We start from the raw sequence: 3,056 nt of genomic DNA, 5'->3' as shown, positions 1-3,056 counted from the left end.
CCCGGCCGGCCGGGTCGTCCAGTGCGTGCTCGGCGAGGCGGCGGGCGACGTCCCGGACGTCGACCGGCTGGAACGAGATCCGCGGCACCGGCACGACCGGCAGCCGGGACGCGCCGGCGAGCAGGGCGCGGACCAGACCGTGGAACTGGGTCGCCCGCTGGATCGTGTACGGCAGACCCGAGGCCGCGAACAGCTGCTCGGTCTCGTGTTTGGCCCGGTAGTAGCCGAGCGGGACCCGGTCGACGCCGACGATCGAGACGTAGACCAGGTGCGGGCCGCCCGCCCACCGCGCCGCCTCGATCAGCGTGCGCGCGAGCTGCGTCTCCCGGCCGAGGTAGTCGGTGGCACAGTGGACGACCACGTCCACCCCGGCGACGGCACTGTCGACGCCGCGACCGGTCCGCAGGTCGCCGCGGACGACGTCCGGCGTGGCCCGCCTGCTGAGCACGCGGACCTCCTCGCCCGCCGCCCGCAGCCGCGCCACGACCGCCGAGCCGAGCTGCCCGGTACCGCCGGTGACCAGGATCCGCACGTCGACCACCTCCGGCGTCATCCTGGCACGACGGTGCCCGCCGGGAAACGGTTTCCGGCGGGCACCACGCGCTCCGGTCAGTTGCGGACGATGGTGAACGTGGTCGTCCGGTTGCGGATGTCCTCGTCGTTGTCGCTCAGCGTCAACCCGGTGAAGGTCGCCGAGCCGACGGCCGGGCCCTGGCCCGGTTCCGGCAGCTCGTTGGCCCAGATCCCGATCCCGGACTTGGCGTCGAAGGCGTCCCCGCTGCGGTGGGCGCCGGTGATCGACACGTTCGTCAGCACGGTGTCCTCGACCGGGTGCTCCGGACCGCCGTTGTACTTGGTCTGGAACATGATGCCGCTGTAGGTCGGGCTCTGGATGTCCACATCGGACACCCGGATGCCGCGGAACTCCTTGGACGCGGAGAACAGCCAGATCGCCGGGAACGTCTGCTGGCCCCAGAAGTGGCCGCCGTCCCGGACCAGGGAGGCGTTCTGGACCGTCGTCGGCTGCGGCCCGAACCCGAGGAACGGGTAGCCGAAGTCCAGCGAGCTGATCGTGATCGCCGAGTACGTCAGCGTGTCCGCGATGTAGAGGTTCCGGAAGGTGTTGTTGTACCCGCCGTACACCGCCAGCCCGGCCGCGCGCCACGGGGTGAGCGCGGTCAGGTTCTCGAACACGTTGTCGTACTGGTTGCCCGGGTTGAGGTCCGTGGCGGCGAACAGCGCGAAGCTGTCGTCCCCGGTGGACCGGGCCTCGATGTTCGTGACGTGGTTGCCGGTGCTCCCGTTCGTCAGGTTGACGCCGTCGGCGAAGGTGTCGCGGATCCGGGAGTTCTTGATCGTGGTGTTGTCCACGTTGGTGCCCCAGACCATGACCACCTGGTGCTCGACCCAGATGTTGTCGATCGTCAGGTTCGCGACGTTGGTCAGGTTGAACACCTTGCCCGGGCCGTCGATGCGCGAGGTGTAGTTGCCGAACACGGCGAACCCGCCGAAGGTCGAGCCGTTCGCGCCGGCCTGGACGTCGATGCCGATGTCGGTGTTCTCCTGCCCGGCGGGTGCGGAGAACCTGGTGAACCACGGCCCGGCGCCGGTGACCGTGACGGCCTTGCCGTAGACGTTGAGCTTGCTCGACAGCGGGTAGTTCCCGGCCGGCAGGTAGACGCCGGTGAGGGTGCTGTCCTGCCGGACCTTGTCGAGAGCGCTTTGCACGTCCTGCTGGGTGAACCCGGTGGGCACCGCGAAGTGCGCCGGGTCGGGGTTGGCGACCGCGGTCGCCTGCTCGAAGTTGACGAAGTCGATCGCGTAGTTCGTGGTGTTCGCCGCGTCCTTCTGCAGCTTGATCCGGCTGCCCGCGGGCACGGTGGTGCCGAGCAGCGCGCTCGCCTCGTCGTAGATGTGCCGCGGGCCGGCGCCCGGCGAGTTGCCCGGGCCGGTTTCGGCGCCGTAGAGCCACGCGTAGTGCGAGGTCAGGTCGATGGCCTTGAGGAAGGTGCCGTCGACGTAGACGTTCAGCGTCGTGTTGATGCCGCCACCGCCCGCGGAGTCCGGGATGGAGAACCGGGTGACGAGCGTGTTGGTCGCCGCGCGGGTGGTGAACTCCACCGAGGAACCGGTCGAGTTCAGCGTCACCGCCCTGCGGCCCGACGCCTCACCCGCGAGGTCGCCGATCGTGCGGTTCGGGCCGACCACGGCCGCCCCGCCCGCGAGCACGCCGTCTTCGGCTTCGTACATGTCGTAGGGCATGTTCGCGCCGCGGCCGACGAAGAGCGCCTGCGTGCTGGTGTTGTTGCCCTGCTTCACCGGCAGCTCGTTGGCGTCGTTCGCGACGACGGTCTTCACCGTGTACCGGCCGTTGGCCGCGGTCCAGGTGCCGACGGTGACCGGCGCGGCGGTCGCGCCCGCCGCGATGGCCCCGCTGTAGGTGCCGGTCAGCGTCTTGACGACCGCGCCGTTCTGGTCGGCGATCGTCACCGTGACGCCGTGGGCGCCGCCCGCGGACGCGATCGTGCCCTGGTTGCGCAGGGTCGTGGTGAAGGTGACGCTGTTGCCCGCGGACGGGTTGTTCGGCGACCACGCCGTGGCCGCGACGAGGTCGGAGCTCTGCACCGGGCTGACGACCAGCGCCGTGGAGCTCGTGTAGGAGTTGTCGGCCTCGTTCTGCTCGATCACGGCGTTGGCCTCGTCGACCTTGGCCGTGAGCTGGTAGCTGCCCGCGTCACGGGTGCCGATGTTCGCCGACACCGTCGCCGACGCACCGGCGGCCAGCGGGCCGACGTTCGCCGTGCCGACCTTGGCCGTCCCCAGGTAGAGGTTGACGTTCGTCGCGCCGGAGGCCGCCGTCCCGGCGTTGCGGACGGTCACCGCAGCGGTGATCGCGTCGGTCTCCACCGGGTTCTGCGGCGACCACGACACGCCCGAGATCGTCAGGTCGGGGTTGGGCGCGGGGACGCCGAAGACCTGGAACTCGGCGGCCTGCCCGCCGCCCGCGCCGGAGTTGGCGGTGACGCGCAGGCGGACGTCGGCGGCGCGGCCGCCGA

The 3,056-nt window shown here is 70.8% G+C and carries 2 protein-coding genes; both read right to left on the bottom strand.

Annotation, left to right across the window (positions count from 1 at the left end; all coding sequences use genetic code 11):
* A partial coding sequence (locus tag CCN39_RS43885) for an SDR family oxidoreductase (RefSeq protein WP_244211288.1) occupies nucleotides 1-553 on the bottom strand: 553 nt, incomplete at its 3' end.
* Between the two features lie 56 nt (nucleotides 554-609).
* Nucleotides 610-3,056: CARDB domain-containing protein (locus CCN39_RS43880; protein ID WP_086852630.1), on the bottom strand; the 2,447-nt coding region annotated here is incomplete at its 5' end.

It is taken from the genome of Amycolatopsis kentuckyensis (assembly GCF_002155975.1).
Lineage (GTDB): Bacteria > Actinomycetota > Actinomycetes > Mycobacteriales > Pseudonocardiaceae > Amycolatopsis > Amycolatopsis kentuckyensis.
The sequence above is the reverse complement of the archived record's forward strand: the minus strand, read 5'-3'. Positions and strand labels throughout refer to the sequence as shown.